21 protein-coding genes and 3 tRNA genes are annotated in these 22,370 nt (G+C 25.5%); 16 read left to right on the top strand and 8 right to left on the bottom strand.

Features of this window, described 5'->3' with window-relative positions; all coding sequences use genetic code 11:
- Positions 1-164: 164 nt before the first annotated feature.
- Positions 165-240, bottom strand: a tRNA-Gly gene (locus tag D9V68_RS02955).
- Positions 241-326: 86 nt separating this feature from the next.
- Entirely contained in the window at positions 327-869 is a 543-nt protein-coding gene (gene orn / locus D9V68_RS02950; protein ID WP_158358182.1) for an oligoribonuclease, read from the bottom strand.
- A gap of 253 nt (positions 870-1,122) precedes the next feature.
- Between orn and pgi the strand changes: the two genes are divergently transcribed.
- The 14 genes from pgi (at position 1,123) to dut (ending at position 17,260) form a co-directional block, all read left to right on the top strand.
- On the top strand, positions 1,123-2,772 hold the full coding sequence (pgi, locus tag D9V68_RS02945; RefSeq protein ID WP_158358180.1) for a glucose-6-phosphate isomerase: 1,650 nt from the start codon (positions 1,123-1,125) through the stop codon (positions 2,770-2,772).
- Positions 2,773-2,911: 139 nt separating this feature from the next.
- The gene (locus D9V68_RS02940) at positions 2,912-4,819 is read left to right on the top strand and encodes a PTS mannitol transporter subunit IICBA (RefSeq protein WP_158358178.1); all 1,908 of its coding nucleotides are present in this window, start codon (positions 2,912-2,914) and stop codon (positions 4,817-4,819) included.
- 46 nt (positions 4,820-4,865) lie between these two features.
- The gene (locus D9V68_RS02935; RefSeq protein WP_158358176.1) at positions 4,866-6,029 is read left to right on the top strand and encodes a mannitol-1-phosphate 5-dehydrogenase; all 1,164 of its coding nucleotides are present in this window, start codon (positions 4,866-4,868) and stop codon (positions 6,027-6,029) included.
- A 106-nt stretch (positions 6,030-6,135) separates the two neighbouring features.
- The gene (mutL, locus tag D9V68_RS02930) at positions 6,136-7,791 is read left to right on the top strand and encodes a DNA mismatch repair endonuclease MutL (RefSeq protein WP_158358174.1); all 1,656 of its coding nucleotides are present in this window, start codon (positions 6,136-6,138) and stop codon (positions 7,789-7,791) included.
- Between the two features lie 37 nt (positions 7,792-7,828).
- Positions 7,829-8,740, top strand: a complete 912-nt coding sequence (gene miaA / locus D9V68_RS02925) for a tRNA (adenosine(37)-N6)-dimethylallyltransferase MiaA (protein WP_158358172.1) — start codon at positions 7,829-7,831, stop codon at positions 8,738-8,740.
- 156 nt (positions 8,741-8,896) lie between these two features.
- Positions 8,897-10,111, top strand: a complete 1,215-nt coding sequence (gene hflK, locus D9V68_RS02920) for an FtsH protease activity modulator HflK (protein ID WP_158358170.1) — start codon at positions 8,897-8,899, stop codon at positions 10,109-10,111.
- Positions 10,112-10,113: 2 nt separating this feature from the next.
- The gene (hflC, locus tag D9V68_RS02915; protein WP_158358168.1) at positions 10,114-11,043 is read left to right on the top strand and encodes a protease modulator HflC; all 930 of its coding nucleotides are present in this window, start codon (positions 10,114-10,116) and stop codon (positions 11,041-11,043) included.
- Between the two features lie 38 nt (positions 11,044-11,081).
- A complete protein-coding gene (locus tag D9V68_RS02910) occupies positions 11,082-12,371 on the top strand; it encodes an adenylosuccinate synthase (protein WP_158358166.1) in 1,290 nt (429 codons plus the stop codon).
- A 91-nt stretch (positions 12,372-12,462) separates the two neighbouring features.
- Entirely contained in the window at positions 12,463-14,658 is a 2,196-nt protein-coding gene (gene rnr, locus D9V68_RS02905) for a ribonuclease R (protein ID WP_158358164.1), read from the top strand.
- A gap of 162 nt (positions 14,659-14,820) precedes the next feature.
- Positions 14,821-15,162 carry a 30S ribosomal protein S6 gene (gene rpsF, locus D9V68_RS02900; protein ID WP_158358162.1) on the top strand — a complete coding sequence of 114 codons (342 nt, stop codon included), beginning with the start codon at positions 14,821-14,823 and terminating at the stop codon, positions 15,160-15,162.
- Between the two features lie 82 nt (positions 15,163-15,244).
- Complete coding sequence (gene rpsR / locus D9V68_RS02895; RefSeq protein WP_158358160.1) at positions 15,245-15,472, top strand: 30S ribosomal protein S18; 228 nt, start codon at positions 15,245-15,247, stop codon at positions 15,470-15,472.
- Between the two features lie 46 nt (positions 15,473-15,518).
- Positions 15,519-15,971 carry a 50S ribosomal protein L9 gene (gene rplI / locus D9V68_RS02890; protein ID WP_158358158.1) on the top strand — a complete coding sequence of 151 codons (453 nt, stop codon included), beginning with the start codon at positions 15,519-15,521 and terminating at the stop codon, positions 15,969-15,971.
- A 45-nt stretch (positions 15,972-16,016) separates the two neighbouring features.
- The gene (gene cysQ / locus D9V68_RS02885; RefSeq protein ID WP_158358274.1) at positions 16,017-16,766 is read left to right on the top strand and encodes a 3'(2'),5'-bisphosphate nucleotidase CysQ; all 750 of its coding nucleotides are present in this window, start codon (positions 16,017-16,019) and stop codon (positions 16,764-16,766) included.
- A 38-nt stretch (positions 16,767-16,804) separates the two neighbouring features.
- A complete protein-coding gene (dut, locus tag D9V68_RS02880) occupies positions 16,805-17,260 on the top strand; it encodes a dUTP diphosphatase (RefSeq protein ID WP_158358156.1) in 456 nt (151 codons plus the stop codon).
- Positions 17,261-17,279: 19 nt separating this feature from the next.
- On the opposite strand, the gene pyrE is transcribed toward dut, so the two are convergent.
- On the bottom strand, positions 17,280-17,924 hold the full coding sequence (gene pyrE / locus D9V68_RS02875; protein ID WP_158358154.1) for an orotate phosphoribosyltransferase: 645 nt from the start codon (positions 17,922-17,924) through the stop codon (positions 17,280-17,282).
- Between the two features lie 128 nt (positions 17,925-18,052).
- A tRNA-Ile gene (locus D9V68_RS02870) sits at positions 18,053-18,125 on the bottom strand.
- A 124-nt stretch (positions 18,126-18,249) separates the two neighbouring features.
- Here D9V68_RS02870 and D9V68_RS02865 point away from each other — a divergent pair.
- A tRNA-Asn gene (locus D9V68_RS02865) sits at positions 18,250-18,322 on the top strand.
- Between the two features lie 29 nt (positions 18,323-18,351).
- Here D9V68_RS02865 and D9V68_RS02860 read toward each other — a convergent pair.
- The gene (locus D9V68_RS02860; RefSeq protein ID WP_158358152.1) at positions 18,352-18,660 is read right to left on the bottom strand and encodes a DUF496 family protein; all 309 of its coding nucleotides are present in this window, start codon (positions 18,658-18,660) and stop codon (positions 18,352-18,354) included.
- Positions 18,661-18,711: 51 nt separating this feature from the next.
- Between D9V68_RS02860 and sbcB the strand changes: the two genes are divergently transcribed.
- Entirely contained in the window at positions 18,712-20,163 is a 1,452-nt protein-coding gene (gene sbcB / locus D9V68_RS02855) for an exodeoxyribonuclease I (protein WP_158358150.1), read from the top strand.
- Here sbcB and murI read toward each other — a convergent pair.
- The 3 genes from murI to mutY all read right to left on the bottom strand — a co-directional run bounded on the left by murI (position 20,141) and on the right by mutY (position 22,324).
- Positions 20,141-20,926, bottom strand: a complete 786-nt coding sequence (murI, locus tag D9V68_RS02850) for a glutamate racemase (RefSeq protein WP_158358146.1) — start codon at positions 20,924-20,926, stop codon at positions 20,141-20,143. The two genes, sbcB and murI, sit on opposite strands and share 23 nt — an antisense overlap.
- A 91-nt stretch (positions 20,927-21,017) precedes the next feature.
- The gene (locus tag D9V68_RS02845; protein WP_158358144.1) at positions 21,018-21,251 is read right to left on the bottom strand and encodes an oxidative damage protection protein; all 234 of its coding nucleotides are present in this window, start codon (positions 21,249-21,251) and stop codon (positions 21,018-21,020) included.
- Positions 21,248-22,324 (bottom strand): A/G-specific adenine glycosylase, encoded by a 1,077-nt coding sequence (gene mutY / locus D9V68_RS02840; protein WP_158358142.1) that lies wholly within the window; start codon positions 22,322-22,324, stop codon positions 21,248-21,250. Before mutY ends, D9V68_RS02845 begins: the two co-directional genes overlap by 4 nt.
- Positions 22,325-22,370: the final 46 nt, after the last annotated feature.

Here is a 22,370-nt window from a genome sequence, read left to right as displayed (position 1 = left end):
ATTATTTGTATTGTTAATAGCTCGAGTTTGAGTTGAAAATAAAAAAATAAAAAATACTATCCATTTACAAGAATAATAAAAAATCATAAATTTGTTCCTTAATTTTTTATTTTTAAATTTTAAGTAGTTTGTACGTGAGAATAAATACTTTAATCAAGTAAGACTGGAGCGGGAAACGAGACTTGAACTCGTGACCCCAACCTTGGCAAGGTTGTGCTCTACCGACTGAGCTATTCCCGCAAAATTTTTAAATTTAATAGATATATTTTATATATTTTATATATATAAAATATATTTTTCAAGCTTTCTTTTCTAAAAAATGATTTTTATTTTAATTTAAAAAGATTTTTTCTATAAAAATCTAATTCCATTATAGATTCCCGAATATCTTCTAATGCTCTATGATTGTTCTTTTTTTTTAATTTATTGTAAATGACTGGATACCAACGTTGTGCTAATTCTTTTAGAGTACTAACATCTATGCATCGATAGTGAAAATAACTTTCTAGGTTTGGCATGTATTCCAATAAAAATCTTCTATCTTGAGCAATACTATTTCCGCAAATTGGAGATGATTGAATAGTTGTCCATTTTTTTAAAAAAAGTATAGTTTCAATTTCTGCTTTTTTTTCATCATATAAACTTTCATTGCTACGTTTAATCAATCCATTTTTTGTATGCGTTATAATATTCCATGAGTTCATAAGTGAAATATATTCTTTTTTTTGATATATAGGAATTACTGGACCTTCCGCAATTATATTTAGATTGCTATCTGTAATTAATGTAGCAATTTCAATAATACGATGTATCTTAGGATTGAGTCCAGTCATTTCTAAATCAATCCAAATCAAATTTTTTTTATGCATTTTATAAGAAGTTTTTTAAGTTCATTTTACTTTAAATGAATATAATTAATTCATGATTGATCGATCGTTTTTTACAATTTTTATTTTTATTGAATATCTTATATTATATATGTTAATTATATATTAATTTTTAATTGAAAATCTATTATTTTAAGGAAAAACAATAATATTTAAATAATTTTAAATTTTTTCGAAATTATAAAAAATATACATTTTAAACTATTGTATAAAATTAAAGGAGATAAATTTTTTAATGAAAAACATTAATTTTAATAAAACTAAAGCTTATGAAGATTTAAAAAATCATTTTAAAAAAATAAAAAAAATTCATTTAAGAGATATTTTTGCATCTGATATAAATCGATTCAAAAAATACTCACTTTTATTTAAAAATCAAATATTAGTTGATTTTTCAAAAAATAGGATTAATGATGAAACCTTAATGTATTTATTAAACTTGGCTAAAGAAACAGACGTAAAATCCGCAATAAAATCAATGTTTTCTGGTGCTAAAATAAATCAAACAGAAGATCGTGCTGTATTACATATAGCATTGCGTAACAGGACCAATCGTCCTATTATAGTAGATAATTGTAATATCATGTTAGAAATTAATACTATTCTTGAAAAAATGAAAAATTTTTCGAATTGTATTATCAATGGACAATGGAAAGGTTATACTGGAAGAGCTATTTCTGATATTGTAAACATTGGTATCGGAGGATCTGATTTGGGACCATATATGGTTACCGAAGCATTACGTCCATATAAAAATCATTTAAATATTCATTATATCTCTAATATAGATGGTACTCATCTTGCTGAAGTTTTGAGTAAAATAAACCCTGAAACAACTATTTTTTTAATAGCATCAAAAACTTTTACAACAGATGAAACTATCACTAATGCTCACAGTGCAAAAAAATGGTTTTTGCACTATTCTAAGAATATAGACACTTTAAATAAACATTTTTTTGCTTTGTCAGCTAATGTGCAAAATGCTTTAAATTTTGGAATTAATATTAATAATATTTTTAAATTTTGGAGCTGGGTAGGAGGACGTTTTTCATTATGGTCTTCAGTAGGATTATCTATAATATTATCAATTGGATTTAATAATTTTGAAAAATTTTTAGATGGTGCACATGCTATGGATAACCATTTTTATAATAGTAATTATAATGAAAATATTCCAATAGTCCTCGCTTTAATTAGTATTTGGTATACTAATTTTTTTGGTGCTGAAACAGAAGCAATATTACCATATGATCAATATATGCATCGTTTTTCTGCATATTTGCAACAATCTAATATGGAATCTAATGGTAAATCTATTGATAGAAATGGTAAAAAAATACTTTATCAAACTGGTCCTATTATTTGGGGTGAACCAGGCACTAATGGTCAACATGCATTTTATCAATTATTACATCAAGGAACTAAATTAATTCCTTGTGATTTCATTGCTCCAGTGATTTCTCATAACAATTTAAGCAATCATCATACAAAATTATTATCTAATTTTTTAGCTCAAACTAAAGCTTTGGCTTTTGGTAAAACTAAAGAGAGTCTTTTACAAAAATATATGTTTTCTCAAAAAAATTATAATAATTTAAATAAGATCTTGTCTTTTAAAATATGTGAAGGAAATCAACCTACAAATTCAATTTTAATTCGAAAAATTACTCCGTATACTTTAGGTGCATTAATTTCTTTGTATGAACATAAAATTTTTGTTCAAGGTTATATTTTAAACATTTTTAGTTTTGATCAATGGGGTGTTGAAATAGGAAAAGAATTTTCTCAGAATATTTATAATTGTTTGAATAATAACATAAAAGAACATGATCAAGATTCGTCTACTGAAGGGCTCATTAATTTTTACAAATCTTTTATAACATAATTATGTTACTATTTTTAAAATCATACTTTTTCTTTGAAAAGGATGTTCTTTTAAAGAATTAAATTACTAATATTATCTTTTACGTTTTATTTTGAAATTATTTTACAATTCTAGCTTTTTAGAAATATGAGTGGCTATTATGTTTATATTAATGAAATTAAAAATACAAAAATTTGGTCGTTTTTTAAGTAATATGATAATGCCCAATATAAGTATTTTTATTGCATGGGGAATAATGACCGCTTTGTTTATACCGTTAGGATGGCAACCCAATAAAACTTTAGAACAGTTAATATCACCTATGATTTTTTATCTTTTACCGATTTTAATTGGATACACTGGAGGCAGTCTAATTTCTAGCACGAGAGGTGGGTTGGTAGGAAGCATAACTACTATAGGAGTGATTACTAGTACCAGCATACCAATGTTATTAGGTGCAATGATTACGGGACCATTAGGTGGTTACGCTATTAAATTTTTTGACAAAAAAATAGAAAATAAAGTAAAAAACGGTTTCGAAATGTTGACAAATAATTTCTCTATTGCAATATTCGGAATATTATTAGCAATAATTTCATTTTTTACTATTGGACCATTTATTGAATGGATATCTCATATATTAGCGAAATTAATTAAAGTTATTGTATGCCATAATCTATTACCTTTTACTTCTATTATTATAGAACCCGCTAAAATATTTTTTTTAAACAATGCTATTAATCACGGAATTTTTTCTCCTTTAGGAATTCAAGATGCATCAGAAAATCATAGTTCTATATTTTTTTTGATTGAGTCTAATCCAGCTCCAGGATTGGGTGTATTAATCGCGTGGTTTTTTTTCGGCAAAGGAGAATTATCTAAATCTTCAGGAGGAGCCGCAATTATTGAATTTTTAGGGGGAATTCATGAGATTTATTTTCCTTATGTATTAATCAAACCAAAATTGATTATTTCTCTTATTTTGGGTAGTATGACTAGTATTTTTATTCTTGTTTTATTACACGGAGGATTAATTTCTGCAGCATCACCCGGTTCTATTTTAGCTATTTTAGCTATGACTCCTAAAGGACTGTATTTTGCTAATATTTCTGCTATTTTTTGTTCTTTTATAGTTTCTTTTATTAGTGCTGCGATATTGTTAAAATGTAATTTTTTTATCATTCAAAAAAATACTAAAAAAATTTTTAACAAAAATACAAGTACTTTGAAAGTACTTAAAGACAATCAGAATGATCTTCAATCGAGTTTTTTTTCTAATGTTAAAACTATTATAGTTGCTTGTGATGCCGGAATGGGATCTAGTGCAATGGGGGCAAGTATACTAAGAAAAAAAATAAAAAATGCTCATTTAACACACATTTCTGTATTAAATATGGCTATTAATGTTCTTCCTAAAAATGCAGATTTAATAATTACACATAAAAATTTAACGCATCGTGCTAAAGAATATGCACCTTATGCCAATCATGTATCTTTAAAAAATTTTTTGAATAATAAATTTTATGACGATTTAGTAAAAAAAATAATCGAAAATATAATTGTTGTAGATAAGAATAATACTCATTCCTTTAATAAAAATATAGATTATCAAATAAAATCAAATAATCTATTTCAGTTAAGTGAAAAAAATATTTTATTAAATCAGCATGCATCTAACAAAGAAGAAGCAATTTATATTGTCGGTAAAAACTTAGTAAAACAAGGATATGTTAAATTCGATTATATTAATTCAATGTTAGAAAGAGAGAAAATAGCCTCTACTTGGCTGGGAGAATCAATAGCATTACCACATGGAACTATTGAAGCGAAAGATGCTGTTTTAAAAACTGGAGTAATTTTTTGTCAATTTCCAAAAGGTGTTCATTTTGGAGAAGAGATTGACGATATTGCCTATCTTGTAATTGGTATAGCCGCTAAAAATAACGAACATATTATGGTTGTCAGTAATATTACTAATGCATTAGATGACAAAGATACTATAAAAAGATTATCTAGTACTACTAGTGTACAAGAAGTATTATCGCTTTTAACTATTGAAAAAAATTAGTGTGCTATTAATTCATTTCAATCTTAAATTTTTATTGGACTGACTTATGAAAGCGCTGCATTTTGGAGCTGGAAATATCGGACGTGGTTTTATTGGGAAAATACTATCAGAATCAGGCTTCCACGTATTTTTTTCTGATATTGATCAAAATATAATAGATGCTATTAATTGTAATAAAGAGTATGTTGTTAAAATAGTAGGAAATAATCAAGAGAAGGTTGTTACTGTTAAAAACGTAAGCGCTATCAATTCTCATGATCCAAAAGTAATGAAAATTATTTCTTCAGTTAATATAATTACCACTGCAGTCGGACCTAGTTCACTAGATAAAATTGCTTTGATTATTGCTAAAGGAATATTATATAAAATTAAAGTAAAATCTATAATATCATTGAATATTATTGCCTGCGAAAATAAAATCAAAGCCAGTTCTTTTTTAAAAAAAGCAGTTCTAAAAAAATTATCTACAAAATATCATGATTATTTAAATAAATATATTGGTTTCGTAGATTGTAGTATAGATACTATTATACCTTTAGTTAAAAAGGAAAATAAAGATTCTTTATTTTTGATTGCCGAAGATTTTCAAGAATGGATTGTTAATATTAATCAATTTAAAGGAACACCACCAACAATAGTTAATATGAAATTAAGTAATAATTTAAATTCTTTTATAGAGCGAAAGTTATTTACATTAAATACTGGACATGCTGTAGCTGCTTATTTGGGTTTAATAAAAAAATATCAAACGATACAAGAAGCTATATTAGATAAAAAAATACGTTTTATTGTTAGATCTGCTATGGAAGAAAGTGGAGCTGTCTTAATTAAACGTCATAATTTTAATAAAGATAATCATTTTTCTTATATTAATAAAATTTTTTTTCGTTTTGAAAATCCTTTTTTATCAGATCATCTTAAACGTATAGCAAGGAATCCATTGCAAAAACTAGAAAAAAAAGAACGTTTGATAAAACCTTTGATAGAGAGTATTGAATATGGACTACCTCATTCTAATTTAGCAAAAGGTGCTGCGGCAGCATTTTATTACCAAAATCCTCAAGATTTGGAATCCATGAAGATTTTTTCTTTAATAAAGAAACAGGGCATTAAAAAAACCTTAATGACAGTCTGTAATGTATCTATAAATAGTACAGTATTATGTTCTATTCTTAAAGAATATTATTCCATTTGTAAAGAATTGAAATGAAATTATTTTTTAGTAAAAAATTACTTTTTATTTAATAGAATAGTTCATAATAGTTCTATTCTATTTTTGTAAAATAGTATATTAAATAAAATTAGAGAAAAAGGCAATGCCCATTCTTATATTACCATCTGATTTATCTAGTCAAATTTCTTCTGGAGAAATCATTGATCGTCCAGCTTCTGTTGTTAAAGAAATCATAGAAAATAGTATAGATGCTGGTGCGAAAAATATTAACATTATAATTGAAAAAAGTGGTTTTCAATCCATTCTTATAAGAGATGATGGTTGCGGTATTAAAAAAAAAGAATTATTACTTGCAATTACTCATCATGCTACTAGTAAGATTAATTCGTTATCAGATTTAGATGCCATCAGTACTTTTGGATTTCGAGGCGAGGCTCTAGCTAGTATTAGAGCTGTATCAAGATTAACTTTAATTTCTTGTACTCATTTAAATAGTCTTGCTTGGAAAATATATTCAGAAAGATTTATTGATAATCATATTACTGTGCAACCTATTGCTCATCCGAAAGGTACAACTGTTATAGTAGAAAATTTATTTTATAATATACCAGTCCGTCTTAAATTTATAAAGAATAAAAGATCAGAATTTTTTAAAATCTTTGAAGTAATAAAAAAAATAGCTTTATCTCACTTTGATATAAATTTTTCTTTAAAACATAATGAAAAATTGATTGCTCAATATAATTCTGTAAATAATGAGCAAAAAAAAATTTATAGATTGAGAAATATACTAAATACATTCAATATAAATAAATCAAGAGAGATACAGTCAAAAAAAGATGATATTTTTTTATTTGGATGGATATCATATCTTCAAGATTGTAACAATCTTAAAAAAATACAATATTGTTATGTTAATAATCGATGTATTTATAATAAACTCTTTGTTAACGCAATTTGTAATGCTTACTATAAAATAGTAGGAAATAAGAATATATCATTTATTTTGTATTTAAAAATTCCACCTAATAATATTGATGTTAATATTCACCCCACTAAAAATGAAATCAAGTTTCATCAACCTAATATAATTTATATTTTTATTTACGAAGCTATTTTATGTAATTTAAAAAAAATTACATATAAATATTCATCAAAAAATATTTTATTTAAAAATATATATGAAAAAAAAGAACTTAATAAATCAGGTTTTTTTAATTCTAATCTTAAGAGTTGTTTAAAAAAAGATAATACTTCTATTGGAAAATTGTTAATAGTTATACGTAAATATTATGGTTTGATTTGTTATCGTAATGATTTTTTCTTAATCTCATTACCTTTAGCCCAGGGAATTGTTGAAAAAAAAAAATTGATAAATGATATTGAAAAAAAAATAATACCTGAATACTTTTTAACTAACATTAAACTTAATTCTACATTGCAAGAATATATCATATTATTTAATAATAGAAAAATTTTATCAAAAATTGGATTTCATTTAATTTTTAAAAAAAAATATGTTATTTTAAGCACAACTCCTTGTTTTTTAAAAAATAACATTGATCTAATATTATCTTTTTTCAAATTTCTATTTCTTAGAAAAAAAATATCAATTTTAGAAATGATAAATTGGTTTTATATTAACGTTTTTATAGAACTAAAAGATTGGAATTATATTAATGGCATTGCAGTGATTTTAGAAATAGAATATTATTATCCTTTATTACTAAAAAATCCTCCACCAAAATTATTGCAAAAAATAGATATTGATGCAGCTTTATGTATTTTAAAACTATGAATTTTTATAAAAAAAAAAACCTATAATTCTTTTTTTAATGGGACCAACAGCATGTGGAAAAAGTAAACTTGCTATGTGTCTTAGAAAATATTTACCAATAGAATTGATTAGTGTAGATTCTGCATTAATTTATCGTGGAATGGATATTGGAACAGATAAGCCAAGTTTTTCTGATTTATCTAGTCATCCTCATCGTTTATTAAATATTAAAGATCCAGTTGAATACTATTCTGCTTCAGAATTTCAGAATGATGTTTTAAAAGAAATCAATAATATTATTCAATTAGGGAAAATACCTTGTCTTGTTGGTGGTACAATGTTTTATTATCATGTATTACTATATGGATTATCTGTTTTGCCACCATCTAATATTAAAACACGTGAATTTTTATTACAGAAAGCTAACGATAAATATTCTTTACATGAAAAATTAGAATTAATAGATCCTATCTCTGCTAGTCGAATTCACAAAAATGATTTTCAAAGATTATTAAGAGCTTTAGAAATTTTTCATCTTTCTGGAAAAAATTTAACAGAACTAAAAAAATATAATAACTATCAATTACCATATACTGTTTTTCAATTTGCAATTATACCTCCGAATAAAGAATGGTTGAATAATAAAATTGAATTTCGTGTAAGAAAAATGTTCATGTTAGATTTTCAACAAGAAGTAGAATTTCTTTTTTTAAGAGGAGATTTGCATATAAATTTACCATCTATGCGATGTATAGGATATCGTCAAATGTGGGAATATCTTGAATACAAAACAAGTCATAAGGAAATGTTCAATAAAATTGTTTTTTCTACAAGAAAATTAGCTAAACGTCAACTAACATGGTTAAAAAAATGGGAGAATCTCAATAAGATATTATATAATTCTAATACAAATATTCTAGTTGAACAAGTATTAGATACCCTTGAAAAAGGATGTAAAAAGTTTTTATAAGATTAATGATATTAATAGAAAAAATAGTGTTTTATTCTTAATAGAATATAAAAAATTTTTTATAGATTCTTTAGATCTTAAAACAAATAAACATTTAATTCTTTCAATAATTTTTTAAAACTATTTTAGTAATAAAACTAATAAATGAGGCATAGAATGGCCTGGAATAAACCAAGTGATAATAAACCTGAACTTGATCCATGGGGGGGCAAGAATAGTGAAGATAAAAACTGTTCGGATAATAAAAATGAAAAAAAAATAAAGAACAAAGATACTATAGAAGATATAAAAAGTTTTTTTTATAACATGAAGAATATTATTACTAGAAACAATAATTCTTTTAGTTTATCAAATAAGACAAGTCATCCTTTTTTAATAATAATATTTATAAGTTTTTTTATTTGGTGTATTAGTGGTTTTTATACTATCAAAGAAGCCGAACGTGGTGTGGTTACTAGTTTTGGCAAATTTAGTCATTTAGTCGAGCCAGGATTAAATTGGAGACCAGTTTTTATTGACGAAGTTAAAACGGTGAATGTTGAAACTGTACGTGAATTAGCAACTTCGGGTGTAATGTTAACTTCAGATGAAAATGTAGTTCGTGTAGAAATGAATGTACAATATAAAATCACTAATCCCGCTCATTATTTATTTTCTGTTTCTTATCCAGATGACAGTTTGCGTCAAGCAACAGATAGTGCATTGAGGGGAGTTATCGGACATTCAACTATGGATCGAGTATTAACAGAAGGACGTACTTTGGTAAGAAGTGATACTCAAAAAGAAATTGAAGACACCATCAAACCATATCAAATGGGAATTACAATATTAGATGTTAATTTTCAAACAGCTAGACCTCCAGAAGAGGTTAAATCTTCTTTTGATGATGCTATTGCAGCGCGTGAAAACCGTGAACAGTACGTACGTGAAGCTGAAGCTTATGCCAACGAAGTCAATCCTAAAGCTAATGGTAAGGCACAAAGAATCTTAGAAGAAGCTCGAGCATACTCATCGCGTATAATTCTTGAAGCTCAAGGAGAAGTGGCTCGTTTTTCGAAAATTCTACCTGAATATAAAAAAGCTAAAAAAATAACTTTAAAACGTCTTTATATAGAATCAATGGAAAGAATGTTAAGTAAAAATAAAAAGATATTTATTGATCAGAAAAATCATTCCACATTCTTTTTATCCTTGAATGAACTTTTTTCTAACATCAAATCTATTAATAAAAATTTTAGTAAGAATTATTCTTATCCTTCTAAGAAGGATAAACATTTTAACTATTTTTCTTCATTATCTCCTAAGAATATTTTAGAACAACGTCGTATTGACTCGATGCGAAGTGATGTTGCAAATAAAGAGACAGAATGAATATGAACAAAGTTTTTATTTTTATATCAAGTTTTTTGCTTCTTTTATTATCTTCCTCTTTTTTTATTGTTAAAGAAGGAGAACGTGGGATTATTTTACAATTTGGTAAAGTTTTACGTAATAATGAACAGAAAACTGTAGTATATAATCCTGGATTACATTTTAAGCTTCCTTTTTTAGAAACAGTTAAAATGTTAGATGGAAGGATTCATACTATGGATAATCAAGCAGATCGTTTTGTTACGAAAGAAAAAAAAGATCTTATTGTTGATTCTTATATTAAGTGGCGGATTAATGATTTTAGTCGCTATTATCTTGCGACTGGAGGAGGGGATACTTTTCAGGCCGAAGTATTATTAAAAAGAAAATTTAGTGATCGATTACGTTCTGAAATAGGTCGTCTTAACGTCAAAGAAATTGTTACTGATTCTCGAGGAAGATTAACAACAGATGTTCTAACTTCATTGAATAAAGGCACTATTAATTTAAAAAAAACATCTTTAATTAATGTTAATAGTATGAATGCACTAGGTATTCAAGTAGTAGATATTCGTATTAAACAAATCAATTTACCCATCGAAGTCTCTGATGCTATATATAATCGAATGAGAGCAGAAAGAGAAGCTGTAGCCAGAAGTCAGCGTTCTCAAGGACAAGAACAAGCAGAGAAATTACGTGCTGCAGCGGATTACAAAGTATCTTTAATATTAGCAAAAGCACAAAAAGAAGCATTAATTATTAAAGGTGAAGGGGAAGCAGAAGTAACAAAATTATTTGCAAAGAATTTTAGTTCTGAGCCTTATTTTTATTTTTTTATTCGTAGTTTGCGTGCTTATGAAAATAGTTTTAAAAACAAGCAGAATATTATGTTAATTAATTCAGATAGTGATTTTTTTCAATATATGAATCAAATGATTAAAATTGAAGAATAATATTTTAAAAATAAATATACAAAATGGGCATTATAAACATGAATAAAAATATAGTAATATTAGGAACGCAATGGGGTGATGAAGGAAAAGGAAAAATAGTAGATTGTTTAACTGCAGATAGTTCATATGTTGTAAGATATCAAGGAGGACATAATGCAGGTCATACTCTAGTTGTCAATGGAAAAAAAATTATTCTTCACCTAATTCCATCCGGAATATTACATAATAGTGTAATTGGAATTATTGCTAATGGTGTAGTGGTTTCACCATCAGCACTAATAAAAGAAATAAATATGTTAAAAAAAAATAATATTTTTATTAGTAAACGTTTATTTATTTCTAATTCTTCTCCTTTAATTTTACAATACCATATTGAAATGGATATAGCTCGTGAAAAAAAATTAGGCATTAATGCATTAGGTACAACGGGAAGGGGTATTGGACCTGCATATGAAGATAAAATAGCTCGTCGTGCCTTACGTATGGAAGATTTAAAAAATGAAAAAGTTTTATCCATGCGTTTAGAAAAAATAGTTGATTATTATAACCATCAATTAGTATCTTTTTATAAACAGAAAGCTATTGATTACAAAACTATTTTAAAAGATTTGCTACCAATAATAGATATCGTTCATGATATGATACAAGACACTACGTGTATTTTACATCAAGCTATTAAAAATAACAAAAAGATAGTGTTTGAAGGAGCTCAAGGTAGTTTTTTAGATATTGATCATGGTACATATCCTTATGTTACTTCTTCCAATAGTACGATTGGTGGTGTTATTACTGGAACAGGAGTAGGACCTAAAGACTTAAGTTGTATAATCGGCGTAACAAAAGCATACTGTACAAGAGTAGGCAATGGTCCTTTTCCGACTGAAGTATTTGATGATATAGATAAACATTTTTCAAACAAAGGACATGAATTTGGTTCTACAACTGGCAGAAAAAGACGTACTGGTTGGTTAGATACTGTGTCTTTATCTAGAGCAGTAAAAATTAATTCTATATCTAGTTTGTGTATAACAAAGTTAGATGTATTAGATGGATTACATGAAATAAAAATTTGTACATCTTATAAAAATTCTAATACTTTAGAAAGCGCATCATTTCCTGAAGGAGATAATTGGGAGAATATAACACCAATATATGAAACTTATCCGGGATGGACTAAGAAAACTTTAGGAGTGAAAAAGTTAGAGCATTTACCCCATGAAGCACGTAATTATATCAATCGTATAGAGGAAATAACACAGATTCCTATTAATATAGTTTCTACAGGTCCAGATCGTTCTGATATTATTTTAATTCAAGATTTTTTTTAGATTAAATAAAACTGTTAATTTATTAGAAAAATAGATTGCTATTTATGAATGTGAAATTTTATTCTAAAACAATATACATGGAGAAGTAAATATGGTAGTAGATCCCTACCAAAAAAGAGAAGCTAATAAATATAAAAATCCAATTCCAAGTCGAGAATATATTTTATCATGGCTTAGAAAATGTCAAGACTTAATAAGTCAAAGAAATTTAGAGAAAAAATTCGGTATCAACAATCAAGAAGAGAAAAAAGCACTACGTCGTAGATTAAGAGCAATGGAACGTGAAGGTCAAATAATCTATACTAAAAATCGTTGTTATATTGCTCCTGAAAATCTTAAAGTAGTCCAGGGAAAAGTTATAGGTCATAGAGACGGTTATGGTTTTCTTAGAACAGAAACGTTAAAAGATGATCTTTGGCTTTCATCAGAACAAATGAGATGCTGTATTCATGGTGATGTTATTTTGGCTCATATTGTCAATTCTGATAGAAAAGGAAGAAGTGCGGCAAAGTTTTTAAAAATACTACAACCTAATAATGTATTAATCGTTGGTAGGTATTATATTAAAAATGAAAAAAAATTTGTTATTCCAGATGATACTCGTTTTAACTTCAAAATTTTTATATGTTTATCTGTTGAAGAACACATTGAAATAGGTTCTGTTGTTGTTGTAAAATTAAAAAAAAATCTCATAAGAAATAATAAAATAAAAGGATTGATAGTAGAAGTTCTTGGAAAAGAAATGGGTATTAATTTAGCTATAGAAATAGCTTTACGTACGCATGCTATCCCTTCTTTGTGGTCAGATGAAATCAAAAAACAAATTAATACAATCAATGATACAATAAATCAATCTGATTTTAAAAATCGTATAGATTTAAGACATCTTCCTTTTTTTACGATTGATGACGAAGATGCTCGTGATTTTGATGATGCTATTTTTTGTAAAAAAAAAATAAATCTAGAAGAAGGTTGGGATTTATGGGTGGCTATTGCGGATGTGAGTTACTATATCAAACCTAATACAGCATTAGATAAAGAAGCTTTAGCAAGAGGCACTTCTATATATTTTCCTTCATTAGTTATACCAATGTTACCAGAAAAAATTTCTACAAATTTATGTTCTTTAATTCCTTATACGGAACGTTTATGTTTAATATGTGAGATGAGTTTATCGAAGACAGGAGAATTAATCAGTTATAAACATTATGAGGCCATCATATATTCTCATGGAAGATTTACATATAATGAAATTTTTAAAATTTGGAATGGTGATATTTTTCTTCGTTCTAAATATAAAAAATTATTAAAATATATAGAAAATCTTTCATGTTTACAAAAAATTTTACATGATAATAATCATTCTAAAAAAGGTATTGACTTTGAAAATATAGAACCTAAGTTTATTTTAGATTCTAATTTTAGAATTAAAGATATCTATCAAAATATTCGAAATGATGCACATAAATTCATCGAATCATGTATGATTTTAGCAAATATCGCTTCAGCTTCTTTTGTTGAAAAATATAAACATCCCGTTTTATTTCGCAACCATGATCGTCCTAAAAAAGATAGTATTATCAGTTTTCGTTTATTTTTAAAAGAATTAGGGCTAACATTGTCAGGGGGAGAAACTCCTGAATCAATTCATTATTCTAATTTATTAAAAAATATTTCTAATCGTCCTGAATATGAAATGATTCAAACAATATTATTACGTTCTATGAAACAAGCGGTATACTCTCCTGATAATTGTGGACACTTTGGTTTATCTTTATCTAGTTATGTTCATTTTACTTCACCTATTAGACGCTATCCTGATCTTGTATTACATAGAGTAATTAAATATTTATTATCAAATAAAAATAATATATCATCGAATGATTGTAATTCTTCTGATACTTATTTATATAATATTAGTGAAATGAAACAAATAGGAATTCATTGCTCTATAACTGAAAGACGTGCAGATGAAGCAAGCAGAAACGTAATTGATTGGTTAAAATGTGATTTTATGAATAAAAAAATTGGCGAAATATTAACTGGTGTTATTTCTAATGTAACTTCTTTTGGATTTTTTGTTCGTTTGAATCAGTTTTTTATTGATGGATTAGTCCACATAGCTTCTTTGCATGATGATTATTATTATTTTGATTCTCTAGGACTCAAACTAATTGGAAAGTCTAAAAAGAATATTTATCGTCTTGGTGATACTTTACAAGTTCAAGTGCTTTCTGTAAATTTACATGAGAGAAAAATAGAATTATCTTTATATAAATCTTATTAATGTATATTTTTAAAATATCAAATTATATTGATTTTTTTCTGTAATTAAAATACCATATACAGTAATTATTTAAAAATTTTAAAAAAGTTCCTTGCTCCCTTTAAAATATATATAGAAAATATCTTATAAAGGAAGCTAAAAAAAACCGAAAGGAGCATTTTGATGCGTCATTATGAAATAATATTCATGGTTCATCCTGATCAAAGTGACAAAATACCTTTAATGATAGAAAAATATAAGAAAATAATTCATGATAATTCTGGCAACATACATCGTTTAGAAGATTGGGGTAGACGCCAGTTATCTTATTCTATTAAAAAACTGCATAAAGCACATTATATTTTAATGAATATAGAAGTTTTTCCCCAAACTATTAATCTTTTAGAAACAGAATTTCGTTTCAATAATTTTATTCTTCGCAATATCATTATGTGTATGAAAGAAGCAGTAACTGAATCATCACCTATTTTAAAACTTAAAGATGATAAAAAAGAAAAAAAATAAAATTCATTGAAAATATTAAGTATTAGAAAACATCAAATATTTTAAAATAATTATTTATAATATTTTTTTTGGAGAAAATAAAATGGTTCGCTACTTTCGTCGTCGAAAATTTTGTCGGTTTACTGCAGAACACGTTAAAGAAATAGATTATAAAGATATCACTGTTCTGAAAAATTATATTACAGAAAGCGGTAAAATTGTTCCTAGTCGTATTACTGGAACTAGAGCAAAATATCAAAGACAATTATCTAAAGCTATTAAGAGAGCACGTTATCTTGCTTTATTGCCATATACTGATCAACACCGTTGAAATTACGATACAATCAAACATTAAATAAAAAGAGAACAGGTCAACTATGGAAGTCATTCTTTTATCTAAAATCTATAAATTAGGTGATTCCGGAGCAATTATAAATGTTAAATCTGGTTATGCGAGAAATTTTTTAATCCCAAAAGGAAAAGCTATTTTAGCTAATAAAAAAAATATTGAATCTTTTGAAGCTCAACGTGTTGCATTAGAAAAAGAAAACATTAGCAAATTGCTAATAGCACAGTCACGAGCCGATAAAATTAAAAAAGTCAATTCTTTAACAATTGCATCGAAAGTTGGGAAAGAAGGTAAGATATTTGGTTCTGTGGGAGTTAGAAATATTATTAAAGAAATGATGCTACTGGGTATTAAAATAAATAAAAAAGAAATTCGATTACCTAATGGTTTATTACGTCAAGTGGGTGAACACAAAGTTATTTTTCAACCACATAACGAAGTATTTCTTTATTTTACGGTTAATATAATTCCAAAAAAATAATTTTATAAAAATGTTTTCTTTGGTACTATGAATATATGGCATAAAATGTTAGATAAAATTTGTGGGTTGGCACGTAGCGCCGGTAATACAATTATGAAATTTTATAATTCTGAAAAATTTATAAATATTTCTTACAAATCAGATAAAACTCCTATAACTAATGTTGATCACGAAGCTAATAGTATAATTAAAAAAGGACTTTCATTAATTACCCCCAATATTCCAATTCTTTCCGAAGAGGAATTATATAATTTTAAAATTTGTCAACATTGGAATCATTACTGGTTAGTAGATCCATTAGATGGAACTAAAGAATTTTTAAAAAAAAATGGTGAATTTACAGTAAATATCAGCTTAATTAAAAACGGAATTCCTGTATTAGGGGTAATATACGCTCCTTTTTTTGATATTTTGTATTGTTCTTTAAATAAACACGCTTGGAAAGAAAAAAAACCTGGTTACAAAGAAAGAATTTATGTTTCTAAATCAAAAGTTCCTTTGTTAATTACTAGTCGTTCGCATCCTGATAAAGAATTAAAAGATTATTTACGAGCAAGAAAAAATTACAGAATAAAAAAAATGGGTTCTTCATTAAAATTTTGTTTGATAGCAGAAGGAATAGCGCATATTTATCCAAGATTTGGAAATACTCATATTTGGGATACTGCAGCCGGTCATTCCATTGTAGTCGCAGCTGGTGGAAAGGTTAAAACATGGACGGATGAAAATTTAAATTATTCATTATCTTCTCGTCGTTCTTTTGTTAATACTGGTTTTTGTGCATCTACATCTTAATTTTTATTAGTCAAATTACTTTAAAATGTAATATTCTTATGAAAAATATTGAAATAAAAATTTTAAATTCAGAGATAAGTAAAAGTTTTTTGTTACCAAAATATGCAACGATGGGATCGTCTGGTTTAGATCTTAGAGCTTGTTTGGAAAAAAAAACTAAATTAAAATCTCAAAAAACTATTTTAGTTCCAACAGGAATAGCAATATACATTGCAGATCCAAATGTTACAGCTTTAATTTTGCCTCGATCTGGATTGGGTCATAAGAAAGGAATTGTATTAGGCAACTTAGTTGGTTTAATTGATTCAGATTATCAAGGTCAATTAATGATATCTCTTTGGAATCGTAGTGAAAAAGATTTTTATATTAATCCGTACGATAGAATTGCGCAAATAATATTTATTCCAGTTATAAAACCCCATTTTTCTCTAGTTAAAGAGTTCAAAAAAACTGTACGGGCTAAAAAAGGATTTGGTCATTCTGGTGTAATTTAGTAAAGAATTTTACTGATTTCTAGTCAATTCCATATTTTTCGCGATATTTTGTTAATTCGGGTATATGTTTTTTTAAGTTTGTATCTCTTAGTAAATAGGAAATCAAATCTTCAATAGTAATTATTGAAATTATTTTATAACTTTTCTTGTTATTAAGGTGGTGAATAGTATGTAAATTTCTTTTTCCTTTTTCTTTTCTATCTAAAAGCACAAATATAGAAGATATTTTTGCTTTTTTTTCTTCTATCATTTCAATTGATTGATGTATTGCTGTACCCGATGTAATGACATCATCTAGAATAATAATGTTTTTATCACTAATTTCTCTTCCAATTAAATCTCCTTTTTCTCCATGTTTTTTTTGTTCTTTTCGATTGAAAGCATAGGGGATATTTAAATTGTAATAATTTTTTAACGCTATAGCAGTAGCTACAACAATAGGAATTCCTTTGTATGCAGCACCAAATAAGACGTCAAATTTCATTTTTGAGTCTATTATGGAACGGGCATAAAATAGACCAATTTTAGTAATATCTTTTCCTGTAGATAGTAGACCTGAATTAAAAAAATAAGGACTTGTCCGTCCTGATTTTAATTTAAACCTTCCGAATTTTAATGCTTTTTTTTTAAAAGAAAAATCAATAAATTCTTTCTTCCAGTTCATAAAAATTAAATCCTAATTAATTATAAAATTTTTAGAATATCATTCTAAATACTAATAATTTAATTGATATCAAAAATTAACATAATTTTTATTAGATAGCATAATATAGAAGTATTAAGTTTTATTGATGGCCCTTGCTGGATTTGAACCAGCGACCAAGCGATTATGAGTCGCTTGCTCTTACCACTGAGCTAAAGGGCCACGTTTTTATACTCTCTTTACTATAAATGAATTTTTTCTAATAATCTAGAATTCTTTTTATTTTTTTAAAAAATATTTATATATATTTGACAGATATGTAAAATTTTGATATATATATTTATATTCCTCTGTAGTTCAGTTGGTAGAACGGCGGACTGTTAATCCGTATGTCACTGGTTCGAATCCAGTCAGGGGAGAAAAAATATTTTTTATCTGATAATATTTTTTAATCAATAATCAATTTTAATTCTTTTGATAAATTCCTTTTTTCTTTTGATAATTCTGCATTTTTAACAATGTAATCATCTATTCTATCTTCATAATCGTTTTTCATCGTAAAAATTATTTTTTTTATTTCTTCATAATTCATATCCAATGTAATATATTGACTAAGATTGTCTAAAAGCAATATTCTCTTTTGATTATCTCTAATTTTTTTTTCAATATCGCATATTTCTCTTTTAATTTTGTTTTTTCTTCTAAACTTATGTACAAATTCTAATACATTTTTAAATGACTTTTTTGTTTCTGACATGTTAAACTCCCTTTTTATCAACCTTGAATTTTAAATTATATTTATAACAATATGATACTTTTAAAAAAAAAACCTACTTTTTTATTTTATGACTATGAAACTTTTGGAATACATACATCTTTAGATAAACCGGCTCAATTCGCTTGTATTAGAACAGACATAAATTTAAATATTTTAGATAATCCAGAGTGTTTTTATTGTTTTCCATCAGATGATTATTTACCTGATCCTTATTCTATTTTAATTACTAATATTACTCCTCAATATACCCAAAAACATGGAATGAATGAATATAATTTTTCAAGAAAAATACATTCTATTTTAACACAACCTCATACTTGTATTATTGGTTATAATAATATAAATTTTGATGATGAAATTACAAGAAATATATTTTATAGAAATTTTCTTGATTCTTATGAATGGAGCTGGCGGAATGAGAATTCCCGTTGGGATTTATTAAATTTATTAAGAGTATGTTATGCGTTAAGACCAGATGGTATAAAATGGCCTAGAAACGAACTGGGACTTCCTAGTTTTAAATTATCAGATTTAACAAAGATAAATAACATTATGCATTTTAATGCACATGATGCCATGTCAGATGTATATGCTACTATTGAGATGGCAAAACTTATTAAAAAAAAACAGCCCAAATTATTTGATTTTTTTTTTAAAATGAGAAATAAAAATGAATTATACAAATTAATTAATCTAAAAAAAAATGAACCTATTTTTTATGTTTCTAGTTTTTTTGGTGCAGCTCGTCGAAATATTAGTTGTATACTTCCAATAACATGGCATCAAAAAAATAAAAATATCTTAATTTCTATTGATTTATTTAAAGATATTGAAAAATTAATCTTTTTATGTCGAAAAATTAATTTTGAAAGTGATTTTATAAAAAATTTATTCGATTTAGGAATAGTATTAGTGTATTTTAATCGCTGCCCTATATTAGCACCGATGAAAACAATTCGTAAAGAAGACTATGATCGATTAAATTTTAATATCTATTCATGTAATGAAAAAGTTAATTTCTTTAAAAAAAATCTTTTTTTTATAAAAAATATTCAAGTTATTTTTTCTAAAGAAAATAATTCTAATAAATCTTCCAATGTTGATTTACAAATATATGATTCTTTTTTTAACGTTCATGATAAAAAAATTATTAAAACTATTAGAGATAGTAAACCATGTTTTTTAAAAAATTTTTCTTTTGATTTTAATGATCCTCGTTTAAAGACTTTGTTGTTTCGTTATCGTGCTCGTAATTTTTACGAAACACTAGAAAAAAATGAAAAAAAAATATGGTTAAAACATTGTTTTAAAATTTTAAATCCATTTTCTTTAAAAGAATATCAAAAAAAGATTGAATGTTTATTAAAAGAAAATTCTTCTAATATTAAAAAAACAACATTACTTAGAAAATTATTAGATTATGTATTAAAAAAATATCAAAAATTATATTATGAAAGTATTAATTTAAATCAATGTGTTTAATTTTTTTAAATTGATATTTTTGTAAAAATAATATTAATTCCTTTAATTCTTTATCTTTTTGTGAATAAAAAAAAATATTACTTTTTATTTTTTGATCAAAATTGATTTTTTGAAAATAATTTTTGATCTGAAATATTGTGTGTTTTGTTGAATCAACAAAAAAAACAGATTGTTTATTTAAAGTTTTTTTAATTTCTTTTTTTAATAATAAAAAATGAGTACAGCCTAATATAATTGTATCAGGTTGTACTTGTAAATTAACCCATGGTTTAAAAATATTTTTTAATTCTATTTTTGAAACTTTAATACCTCTAATTTTCTTTTCAGCCATTAAAGCTAATTTATTTGTACCTATTGTTTTTATAATATTACCCCCAGATTTTTTGTATATTATATTTCTAATATAAGAAGAGTTAATTGTTGCTTTAGTTGCTATTAAACCAATAATTTTATTTTTTGTTATTTTTTCCGCATCTTTTATTGCGGGGAAAATTCCCATAATAGGAAAATTAAATGTTTTTCTCAAATCTGACAAAGCTAAAGTACTCAATGTATTACAAGCTATCACTACTATGTTAATAGGGTATTTTTTTTTAATTTTATTAATGATCTTTATACTTCTTTCGATAAGAAAGACTTCTTTTTTATTTCCATAAGGAAATGCTTCATTATCTAATATATAAATATAATGAATATTAGGAAAAAATTTTTTTATTATTTTGAGTACAGATAGTCCACCTGCTCCAGAATCAAATATAAGCACTGTGCAAAATTTTTTTTATTTAATAATTAATATATTTTGTTAGCATAAAGTTGTTAAATATAATAATAGAATTTTTTGATATAAAATAGCACTATTTTTGAAATAAAAATAATATCATGTATTTTTCTATTTTTTTACGATCTTCACATTTAAACATATTAAGCTTGTTTTCGTTGATCAAAATAGTTTGTTTTATCAGCCATTTTTTCCATGCTTTCTTAGAAATTTCATTGTATATTTTTTTCCCTAATTCACCTGGATAACATTGAAAATCTTGACCTTCAGATTTTTTATTTAAAAAGGTGCAAAAAATCATACGTTTCATTGTTTCTCATACTCCTTTCTTTTTAAAGCATTTTTTTTGAACATTTCAATTATTTTTTGTACTGGTCGAGGTAATCCTATATTTTGAGGATTTTGTAAATTATACCAAAGACCTATATTATTTTTTTCATAAAAATTTGACATACAAGATAATTTAATTAAAATTGGATGAATATCTAAGATAAAATGACTAAATGTATGAGAAAAAGGTGTTATTTTTTCATTTTTTTTTGTATTAATTTTTTTTTCTTTTATCCAATTTAAAGCTAAAATTTCATTATCAAATCTGGGAAAACAAAATAAATTATTCCAAAGCTTATTTGTGATGTTTTTTTCCACCCAAAAAGTATTTTTAAATTCGATGATAATAAACCAAGATATTCTTTTAGGGCATGTTTTTTTTATCTTTTTTATAGGATACTTTTCCCAGTTTTCTTCTAATCTAGCAATACACTTTTGATTTAATGGACAAACATTACATTTAGGTTGTTTAGGGAGACAAATCTTTGATCCTATATCCATCATGGCTTGATTAAATTTTCCAGTATTATGTACTGGAGTAATTATTTTAATTATATTCCATAATGTTTTTTCTATTGTTCTATCTTGCAAATATCCAATGATACCATTGTAGCGGATTAAAATTCTTTTTACATTTCCGTCTAAAATAGGATAAAAAAAATTTAATGATAAAGATAAAATAGCTCCTGCTGTAGATCTCCCTATTCCTGGTAATTTGATTACATCTGAAAAATGACTAGGAAATATTCCTTGATGTTTTTTTTTAATTATTTGTGCTGATTTATAAATATTTCTGGCTCTACTATAATATCCAAGACCGCTCCATAAATGTAAAATTTTATCTACATTGCTATCATTTATAGATTTTATGTTTGGAAAATTTAATATAAATTTTTTAAAATATGGAATAACAGATTTGACTTTAGTTTGTTGTAACATAATTTCAGATATCCATACAGTGTACAATGTTTTGTTTATCTGCCATGGTAAGTTTTTTCTACCATTTTCATGGTACCAGTTGAGAACAAGCTGTGAAAAAAAATATATTGTCATTATAGTTTAACCATTTTACAAAAAATAAAATAAGTTTTATAGATAT

It is taken from the genome of Buchnera aphidicola (Hyperomyzus lactucae) (assembly GCF_005081705.1).
Taxonomy (GTDB): domain Bacteria; phylum Pseudomonadota; class Gammaproteobacteria; order Enterobacterales; family Enterobacteriaceae; genus Buchnera; species Buchnera aphidicola_Y.
The sequence above is the reverse complement of the archived record's forward strand: the minus strand, read 5'-3'. Positions and strand labels throughout refer to the sequence as shown.

What these genes read in the sequence shown, in the direction of transcription:
- rplI (WP_158358158.1), top strand. Translation starts at nt 15,519, where the DNA reads ATGGAAGTCATTCTTTTATCTAAAATCTATAAATTAGGTGATTCCGGA.
- sbcB (WP_158358150.1), top strand. Translation starts at nt 18,712, where the DNA reads ATGATACTTTTAAAAAAAAAACCTACTTTTTTATTTTATGACTATGAA.
- miaA (WP_158358172.1), top strand. Translation starts at nt 7,829, where the DNA reads ATGGGACCAACAGCATGTGGAAAAAGTAAACTTGCTATGTGTCTTAGA.
- D9V68_RS02910 (WP_158358166.1), top strand. Translation starts at nt 11,082, where the DNA reads ATGAATAAAAATATAGTAATATTAGGAACGCAATGGGGTGATGAAGGA.
- dut (WP_158358156.1), top strand. Translation starts at nt 16,805, where the DNA reads ATGAAAAATATTGAAATAAAAATTTTAAATTCAGAGATAAGTAAAAGT.
- D9V68_RS02940 (WP_158358178.1), top strand. Translation starts at nt 2,912, where the DNA reads ATGTTTATATTAATGAAATTAAAAATACAAAAATTTGGTCGTTTTTTA.
- orn (WP_158358182.1), bottom strand. Translation starts at nt 869, where the DNA reads ATGCATAAAAAAAATTTGATTTGGATTGATTTAGAAATGACTGGACTC.
- D9V68_RS02860 (WP_158358152.1), bottom strand. Translation starts at nt 18,660, where the DNA reads ATGTCAGAAACAAAAAAGTCATTTAAAAATGTATTAGAATTTGTACAT.
- rpsF (WP_158358162.1), top strand. Translation starts at nt 14,821, where the DNA reads ATGCGTCATTATGAAATAATATTCATGGTTCATCCTGATCAAAGTGAC.
- hflC (WP_158358168.1), top strand. Translation starts at nt 10,114, where the DNA reads ATGAACAAAGTTTTTATTTTTATATCAAGTTTTTTGCTTCTTTTATTA.
- D9V68_RS02845 (WP_158358144.1), bottom strand. Translation starts at nt 21,251, where the DNA reads ATGAAACGTATGATTTTTTGCACCTTTTTAAATAAAAAATCTGAAGGT.
- cysQ (WP_158358274.1), top strand. Translation starts at nt 16,017, where the DNA reads ATGTTAGATAAAATTTGTGGGTTGGCACGTAGCGCCGGTAATACAATT.
- rnr (WP_158358164.1), top strand. Translation starts at nt 12,463, where the DNA reads ATGGTAGTAGATCCCTACCAAAAAAGAGAAGCTAATAAATATAAAAAT.
- mutY (WP_158358142.1), bottom strand. Translation starts at nt 22,324, where the DNA reads ATGACAATATATTTTTTTTCACAGCTTGTTCTCAACTGGTACCATGAA.
- mutL (WP_158358174.1), top strand. Translation starts at nt 6,136, where the DNA reads ATGCCCATTCTTATATTACCATCTGATTTATCTAGTCAAATTTCTTCT.
- rpsR (WP_158358160.1), top strand. Translation starts at nt 15,245, where the DNA reads ATGGTTCGCTACTTTCGTCGTCGAAAATTTTGTCGGTTTACTGCAGAA.
- hflK (WP_158358170.1), top strand. Translation starts at nt 8,897, where the DNA reads ATGGCCTGGAATAAACCAAGTGATAATAAACCTGAACTTGATCCATGG.
- pgi (WP_158358180.1), top strand. Translation starts at nt 1,123, where the DNA reads ATGAAAAACATTAATTTTAATAAAACTAAAGCTTATGAAGATTTAAAA.
- D9V68_RS02935 (WP_158358176.1), top strand. Translation starts at nt 4,866, where the DNA reads ATGAAAGCGCTGCATTTTGGAGCTGGAAATATCGGACGTGGTTTTATT.
- pyrE (WP_158358154.1), bottom strand. Translation starts at nt 17,924, where the DNA reads ATGAACTGGAAGAAAGAATTTATTGATTTTTCTTTTAAAAAAAAAGCA.